The 8,282-nt window shown below is 50.3% G+C and carries 8 protein-coding genes; all 8 read right to left on the reverse strand.

Annotation, left to right across the window (positions count from 1 at the left end; all coding sequences use genetic code 11):
- Positions 1-1,126 (reverse strand): aspartate--tRNA ligase (aspS, locus tag KOO63_10135; protein MBU8922162.1); only part of this gene is annotated, 1,126 nt, incomplete at its 3' end.
- A gap of 14 nt (positions 1,127-1,140) precedes the next feature.
- Complete coding sequence (gene hisS / locus KOO63_10140; GenBank protein ID MBU8922163.1) at positions 1,141-2,385, reverse strand: histidine--tRNA ligase; 1,245 nt, start codon at positions 2,383-2,385, stop codon at positions 1,141-1,143.
- 3 nt (positions 2,386-2,388) lie between these two features.
- Positions 2,389-2,760, reverse strand: coding sequence for a VanZ family protein (locus KOO63_10145; GenBank protein ID MBU8922164.1), 372 nt, complete (start codon positions 2,758-2,760; stop codon positions 2,389-2,391).
- Between the two features lie 94 nt (positions 2,761-2,854).
- Positions 2,855-3,772: a phosphate/phosphite/phosphonate ABC transporter substrate-binding protein gene (locus KOO63_10150; protein MBU8922165.1), complete on the reverse strand. Its 918-nt coding sequence runs from the start codon at positions 3,770-3,772 to the stop codon at positions 2,855-2,857.
- On the reverse strand, positions 3,744-4,757 hold the full coding sequence (locus KOO63_10155) for a hypothetical protein (GenBank protein MBU8922166.1): 1,014 nt from the start codon (positions 4,755-4,757) through the stop codon (positions 3,744-3,746). Before KOO63_10155 ends, KOO63_10150 begins: the two co-directional genes overlap by 29 nt.
- A 32-nt stretch (positions 4,758-4,789) precedes the next feature.
- Positions 4,790-6,124, reverse strand: coding sequence for an N-acetylmuramoyl-L-alanine amidase (locus KOO63_10160; GenBank protein MBU8922167.1), 1,335 nt, complete (start codon positions 6,122-6,124; stop codon positions 4,790-4,792).
- Positions 6,125-6,234: 110 nt separating this feature from the next.
- The gene (locus KOO63_10165) at positions 6,235-7,152 is read right to left on the reverse strand and encodes a M23 family metallopeptidase (protein MBU8922168.1); all 918 of its coding nucleotides are present in this window, start codon (positions 7,150-7,152) and stop codon (positions 6,235-6,237) included.
- A 177-nt stretch (positions 7,153-7,329) separates the two neighbouring features.
- On the reverse strand, positions 7,330-8,193 hold the full coding sequence (locus KOO63_10170) for an RNA polymerase sigma factor RpoD/SigA (protein ID MBU8922169.1): 864 nt from the start codon (positions 8,191-8,193) through the stop codon (positions 7,330-7,332).
- Positions 8,194-8,282 lie beyond the last annotated feature (89 nt).

Below are 8,282 nucleotides of genomic sequence, written 5' to 3' on the forward strand. Positions count from 1 at the left end.
AGTCTACACTGTCGCGCCCGAGTTTGATCCATGCCAGTCCTCTGGCCCCCGTCTCCTTTACGGATTTTTCAAGTTTCTTGATCTGACTGTTGGAGAAATCTACACCTTTTTCGAAGGAAATAGCCCTGACCACTCCTCCATCCTCTATTACGGAACTGAAAGCATTGAACTCACTTTCCCTGAACATGTCGCTACAATCCGATATTTCCAGGTCGAACCTCAGGTCTGGTTTATCCGTACCGTACCTCACCATGGCTTCGTCATAGTCTATTCTCGCGAAGGGGATCTCGAGTTCAACCCCCATAGTCTTCGAGAAGACATCCCTTACGAGTATCTCGGCAAGTGCAAAGATATCATCCTCCGATATGAAACTCATCTCGATATCGATCTGAGTGTGCTCGGGCTGCCTGTCCGCCCTCAGGTCCTCGTCTCTAAGGCAACGGGCGAGTTGAAAATACCTGTCAACTCCAGAAACCATCAATATCTGTTTGTATAGTTGAGGACTCTGGGGAAGAGCGTAGAACTTGCCTTCATGCAATCTTGACGGAACGAGGTAATCGCGGGCTCCTTCAGGCGTCCTCCGGACCAGCATGGGAGTCTCGATCTCAAGAAATCCCTTTTTGGAAAGATGCTCCCTGACGGCGAGAACGAGTTCATGCCTCAATTGGAGTTTACGCTGCATAGAGTCCCGTCTCAGGTCGAGATACCTGTACCTGAGCCTGAGATCATCGTTAGCCTTTCCCTTGTCCGAGACATTGAATGGAGGCACCTTGCTTCTGTTGAATACTTCCACCGCTGAAGCCTCGATCTCAATCTCACCGGTGGCCATGTCGCGGTTCACCATATCAGCAGGCCTGAGTCTTATCTTCCCCTTCAGGGCAATGACATCCTCCGCTCTCAAAGACCGGATCAATCCATGGAGTTCAGGAGTGTCGGCTTCGACTACAGCCTGGACAAGGCCAGTCCTGTCCCATAGATCGAGAAAAGTAAGTTCTCCGAATTCTCTCACTTTCCTTACCCAACCGGCCACAGTCACTTCTCCACCCTCAAGGCCGGGTCCAAGTTCTCCACATCTGTGGGAACGCTTCCAGTCGTTTCCCATATGATAGATTTTTGGTCCATCCACTATCTGGTCACCTTTCATCCTAGGATATCGGCGAGCCCGTCCATCGACACTTCCATCTGCTCACCTGTTTCCATATTCTTTATCGTCGCTTTTTCTTTTTCAAGTTCATCCTGACCTATGAACACCGAGTAGCGGGCCCCGGCTTCAGACGCGGTCTTCATCTGTTTCTTCATCGCCCGCCCTGAAAGTTCGCAGACTACATGAAAACCTTCCTGGCGCAGCCTGCCAGCCAGTTCCATCACCCTCGAGATCGCCGATTCGTCGGCGACTATGAAGAACGCGTCTGGTGGTTTCTGTGAAAGTTCATCCAGGGCCTTCTCCGGGAGATTCTCAAGAAGCCTTTCGATGCCGGACGAAAACCCGATTGCTGGAACATCTCCTCCCCCGCAATCTCTGGCAAGCCCGTCATAGCGTCCTCCTCCACATAAAGCGTTCTGTCCGCCCAACTCCGGATGAAGGATCTCAAAAGCAGTCCTCGTATAGTAATCCAAACCCCTGACCAGGAGAGGGTCAAGGACGAAATCGATTCCAATATCAGTCAAAATCCTCTGCAGTTGCTTGAAATGGTCTTCACACTCCACACAAAGATGATCGGTTATCACAGGGAGCTTCTTTTTCACTTCGACACATTCCTTGCAGTCAAATATCCTCATGGGATTTGTCAATGCCCTTTCGCTGCAATCAACACAGAGTTCACCCTTGAGTCCTTCCAGCGCACTGACAAGGATCTTTCGGAATCCCGGCCTGCAGACAGGACAGCCGACTGTGTTCAACGAGACTTCCAACCCCTCGAATCCGAACAGCCTGTACACTTCCAGGCTTATCTCTATCACTTCAGCATCGATAGCCGGATTCGAGCTTCCGAGAGCTTCGATACCAAACTGGTGAAACTGGCGATACCTTCCAGCCTGGGGCCTGTCATATCTGAACATCGGCCCGATGTAGAAGAAACGGGTTATCCCTCCACTGCGGTGGAGTCCATTCTCCAGAAAGGCTCTCATCACTGGGGCTGTGTTCTCGGGTCTGAGGGTCATGGCCCTCCCCTTCTTATCCTCAAACGCATACATTTCCTTTGAGACTATATCGCTTCCCTCACCAACAGCCCGGACAAATAATTCCGACATCTCAAATATCGGAGTCCTTATCTCACTATAACCATATCGCTTCGCGAGGTCGGCCAGCCTGGATTCGATTCCGGCCCACCGGGCCATAGTCTCTCCATAGAAATCCTGTGTCCCTCTAGGTTTCTTGAATCTCATCTTTTAAACCTCTTCCGATCGATCTCTTTTTATCTTTTTCATATTCCTCAATATTGTAAACAGCGACCCCGCCATTATCCCGGCAATATCGGCAAGAAAATCGAAAAAACTCGAATCTCGCCCGGGAATATAACTCTGATAAAGTTCATCAAGGCCACCGAGGCCTACTCCCGTCGCGATAGTCGCGAAAAGAAGGGCCCATCTGAATCTTCTGTTTCCATAATTCAGCCCCCTGAAAAACAGTACGGCCAGAATCGCATACTCCGAAAAATGTACTACCTTGTCCGTCCCCTGGGGAAATTTCATATCTCCTGGAGTGACGTCGGGGATTGATGACAGAGAAAAAATCATGATCACCCAGATCAATAAAGGCAACCATCTCTTGCACAAGTCCACAGGGCGATCCTTTCATTCACTGCCATCGGGCTATCGCGTATCGTGGTAATATAGCCGTTCCAGGCAGTTTCTTTCAAGGCAGATAATAAATAATCTCATTAAGCAGGGAATCGGGAAAATCTCCCGGGATAGTGTGCGAATGTTCCGCAAATTCAACAAACCCGCCTATACCGATCCGATGAAGATCGTGGGCCAGAAGGCCATCTGCGCGAGCAGTTATCACTGGCAGTCTTGAAAGAAACCCCTTCTTTTTCCATTGGTCAACACCGTTTCCGGTAGCAAGGACAAGATCAACAGCCTGTCGCCCCGTGTATCTCACCTCAAGAACACCTTCTCCGCCTTTTCCCCGCGCCAGCAGGTTCCGGTAGCTGTCAAGGGTCAGACCTCCACCGACATATTCCCCGAATATGATTCCGTATATGACCTCTTCGTCACACTGTCTGCATCCGGCGAAACATACTCGATCACGCAAAACCCCGTCTAAAAGACCATTCTCCAGCAGGGCACCCGCGGCAGAAAGATATCCGGAAGCTGCACCCGGAAATGGAAAGATATACTTCCCGGTCTTCAGGTCATCCTCAGTAGAGTCTTTACGGACCAGTACTACTCCCCTGGAATAATAGTTACCCCCCCGGTGCGTAGCAAGAAGGGAAAGCTCCATACCACCGCCGGAGGAAAAAGCCATGTACTGAAGAGAAGTGAGAAGATAAAAATCGCAACCCTCTGGCTGGCTGTCCCCGGAAAAGTAATGCCAGCTGACATTTCCTCCGTCCCTCTCCCTTACAAGGGATGCGAATTCATCCAGTACCGCCGAACAGCGGGACGAGTCGAAAGCACTCACACCCACACGGACCGGAACATGCCCCATATAATCGGGTTCAAAGAAAAAAGCAGCAATAGCCAGTAGTATGATTACGACGAAAGCGGCGATGGAACTCCTTCTGTCATGGTAGGAACTCCCCTCATCTATTCTCGGGACCCTGTCCTTCATCTTCCGCCCCCTCATCCTTTCCTGATCCATCGGACCGACTTCCTGCGGCTTCAGTGATAGTGATCTCGAACACTTCTACATCCAGATAATACTTTTCCACTCCCTGAGGCACGATGACCTCGGGTTCCAATCTGTAGGTCCCCGGTTCTCTCGTAGTAATATTGAGGATTACCGAGATATCGTCCGATACGATTTCCCTGATTATATCCTCGGGCCCCTCTATCGTCAGTGAGACGACTTTTGGAAAATAATCGACAAACATCTCGTTATCGTCCTGAAGGAGGGTCGGAGGAATATTAGCAAGAATCCTGGTTGCTTTTTTCCTGACCTCCATTTCGATCAATATTTTCTCCGGAATCACCGAGATGCTTCGTCCGTCTATGATCAGGCCTGTCTCCTCGGTGATCTTCCCCCGTCTGTTGCGTATGTCTACTTCCTCTGTCGTAAGGAAGTTGATACTCGATACTATGCTCGATGCACCACGAATATTCACCCTCGCCGGGATAACAACCGGAGTGTTCATAATAATAATATCCTCCGGAATCTTTCCCTTGTAAGCGATTCTCACGGGAACCAACTTCGTGATCACCCGCTCGAAATTAAGTACCAGTGTCTTGGGATTGTCTATCGACACATTTCTCGGATCGAAATCCTCCGGTAGATTAAGCACACCGGCAGAAAGAGGAATATTGACTATTCCTTTCCTGGCCATCGAGAGATCGATAGTCGCTTTCGACCGGCCGAACAACCGCAGCTTGAGGAGACTGCTCCTCGGCCCCCTGACCGTCACCTCTATCGATTGGGGAACGTCGTGGATTATCGTCAGGCTGTCAGGGATACCCGTAAGCATCAGCGGGACCCTGAATGACTGATTCTCCCCCTGCTGAGCCGTGACATGAAGCCAGAGAAAGACTGCAAAGATCAGGGAAATGATCTTCGCCCCGGGGTTTCTGACAAGCACTTTATAAAAATCCTCGAATTTCAATCCATAACCTCATTCTGCCTTTAAGCAGGATTTTATCTTACTATCTTCAGTTTCTGACCGGGCCTGATCCTCGACCCATCTTTCATTCCATTCATGGCCATAATATTGTTTACACTGACGCCGTACTGCCTTGCGATCTCCCAGAGGGTCTCGCCTCGTGAGACTGTATGGGTCAACATCTTTCTCGGCTTCACACCACTGTCAGCGGGCGGGTTCTCGAGCAGGTACTCCACGATTCCAGCGGCAATACCTTTCGCCATCTGCTTCTGCACCTTTTTCTGTTTTATAAGTGACAGATCCTTTTTGTTCGACAAATACGCGACTTCGACAAGGACAGATGGCTTCTGCATCCCCCTGAGGATGACAAAGTTTGCCTGTTTGATCCCCCTGAAACGTATGGGGTATCCGCCACTGATATTCGTAGAGATCTTCTCGGCAAGTATACGACTTCTTTCCAGATCCTTGTAGCGGCCCATATCGGCGAGTATATATTTGGCCAGATCATCGGTATCTTCGGCCTGGTTGCCCATCTCTAGGATCATGTTTTCCCGTTCGGCTACTGTCTGGGCGTTCTCGTCCAGCGCTCCCTCGAGCGACAGAAAATAGACTTCCGACCCCCTGATCCTTGACGACCTGTTTCCGTTGAGATGAACGCTGACAAAACAGTCCCCCCCATAGTCCCTCGATATCTGGACCCTGCGACCCAGACCGACATCGTAATCTCCTTCCCTCGTCATGACAGCTTTGAACCCCTTGTTAGATTCTATCTCACTGGCTATCATCCTGGAAAGAGTCAGGGCCAGGTTTTTCTCCATCACACCACCCCTGGCACATACACCGGGCTTGCTGCCGCCATGCCCGGGATCTATAATGACAACGAAATCCCCGCTACGGGCAACATTTCTCGCTGTCGCTACCTCCTGCTCCTTCTCGATCGCGGAGATCTTTCGTTCGAGGTCGAGGACGATCCTGTGCGGATGAATCTTGTTGGGATCGAGGGCAAAATGCTTGAACCTGGTCGGGGCCGGCAGGTCGAGGACCACCTGGACACTCGATCTGAGGCGATTTACCCTGATCCGGGTGATTACGCCGTCTCCGACTTCGATCTTTCCCAGTTTTGACGCGATTCGTCCGGAAGGTATCTCTATTACGATTCTGTGAGGATCTGTCAGCACTCTCGTCTTGTAGGTACACTGGCTGCTCATGTCCAGAACGACCCTTGTATGGTCGGGCGCGGTCCAGCTCCTTATCCTGTCTACCTGTCTGCGTGAAGAAACCGGCTCCGCGTGAAGAGTCGCGGTGGCCGCCGCCAGCATCACAAGGGAGACAATGATCTGGATCCTGATTGCCTTGATATCCGGTCTCACGCACCGCACCTTTCAAACACTGAACGAGTGAACAATTTTTCAGGACAAGTCTATTCTCAACACGGAATTATGACAAGAAAAATAACCAGTTTTTGCAGGAAGATATCTTATCAGTCATAATACACATCATCGGGGATGATGTAATTGAGCGGATTTCTGTGATCCTTGCGGAAGAGAACTTCGTAATGAAGATGTGGGCCCGTGGAACGGCCCGTATTTCCAACCTGCCCAAGGGTCTCAGCGCGCTTGATCTTCTGGCCTCTCTTAACGAGGATCCTCGAGAGATGAGCATACCTTGTCTTGAACCCGTTCCCGTGATTGACCTCGACAGTCAACCCCATCGAACCGTTCTTTTTTGCCATAGTGATTATTCCATCAGCAGCTGCCATTACAGGCGTACCTGTCCTCGCAAAATAGTCCAGGCCTTTGTGGAAAGTTATCCTGCCAGTAAAGGGGTCCATCCTTCTGCCGTAGTTGGAGGAGAGGAACCCGCCCTTCAACGGTCTGATCGACGGAGTACAGTTTCTTATTTCGACTTCCTTCTCAAGAATATCCAGGAGCTCTTTATAGCTTTCCTTCTGGAGGACGGATTGCCGCACTATCCGGTCGATATCCTTCCTCAGGCCGGAAAAGACCCTGTCAGTCGCACTGAGTTCCCTGTCGATCAAGCCAGGCTCGGGACCACCGATCCCGACCTGCCAGACATCAGCTGAAATAGGATCGAGATTGGCCATAAGCCTAGCCCTGTTCTGTAGTTCCAGGTTTACAGCCATATTTCCCTGCAGATTATCGACTTCCCTCTCGAACCTTTCCAGCCTGGCCATCAGTCCTTCGTTCTCTAACTGTAACTGAATCAATTTCTCCGATTCCGCAACCGCCCCGGAATATTGAGTAGCCATGATTATAGTGGATAAAACAAGGGCAATGATAAACGCCGCCGAGCCGAAAGCAAGGTAACGGTGTATTCTTATTGATTTTACGCCGGCGTTTCCTCTCCGAACGTATAGAAATGTAAAATACCTGTCCATCCTGAATCTTCCCTGTCCTGCTGAATAGTCCTGTATTTTTGTCGTATCAAACTAATTTCAATACATGATGAAGTCAAGGAGAATTTACCGGTTATACTTGCAAGGCGTGTTCCACAAAACAGATAAAAAAAGAGCGGGGCCGACAAGCCCCGCTCTGAATCATTCTAAATATCAGATCTACTCCTGCACATAGCCCCTGAGATACTTGCTTCGGGTGCTGTGACGAAGTCTTGTGATGGCTTTTTCCTTGATCTGGCGAATCCTCTCGCGGGTAAGGCTCATCTTCTTGCCTATCTCCTCGAGTGTAAGTGGTTCTTCCCCCTCAAGGCCGAAATACAGACTGAGAATAGTCCTTTCCCTGTCTGTCAGAGTGGCGAGAGCCTTCTGCATATCGTCGCTCAGAGCGTTGACATAGGTCATCTCATCGGGAGGAGCCTGCGTGTCGTCAGCCAGATAATCGACCAGTGAGTTCTCTTCCTGGTCGTTGTTGAAAGAAGCATCGAGAGAAAGATGGCTATTCGCGATCTTCATGGTATCTCTCACTTCTTCCTTGGACAAGTTCAGCTTTGCGGCAATCTCTTCCACTTCCGGAGCTCTGCCGAGTTCCTGGTCGAGCTGCCTCGATACCTTTCCGATCCTGTACAGCGTTCCCGCCCGGTTAAGGGGCAGCCTGACGATCCTCGACTGCTCGGCCAGAGCTTGAAGCATGGCCTGCCTTATCCACCATACCGCATAGGATATGAACTTGAACCCGCGTTTCTCATCAAACCTCTTTGCAGCCTTGATCAATCCCATGTTGCCTTCGTTGATAAGATCCGCAAGGGACAGTCCCTGGTTCACGTATTGTTTTGCTATGGAAACCACGAACCTCAGGTTCGCTTTGACCAGGTTGTGCAGAGCCGACTCCTCGCCATTTCTTATTCTGCAAGCGAGATCCCGCTCCTGCTCTCTGGTTAGTAAAGAAGTATTGTTTATCTCTTTAAGATAAAGGTCCAGACTCTTCTCTCCCAAGTAATCTCCGTCTCTTCCTTCCGGATACATTATTTTCATCCCCCAGGCCTGACCCTAAAGATCAGGCAGTTATGCAAAGGCAGCCGCCGCTCTCCACTATCTTCCACACTGTTACCTTC

The sequence above is a fragment of the Candidatus Latescibacterota bacterium genome (assembly GCA_019038625.1).
Taxonomy (GTDB): Bacteria; Krumholzibacteriota; Krumholzibacteriia; order Krumholzibacteriales; family Krumholzibacteriaceae; genus JAGLYV01.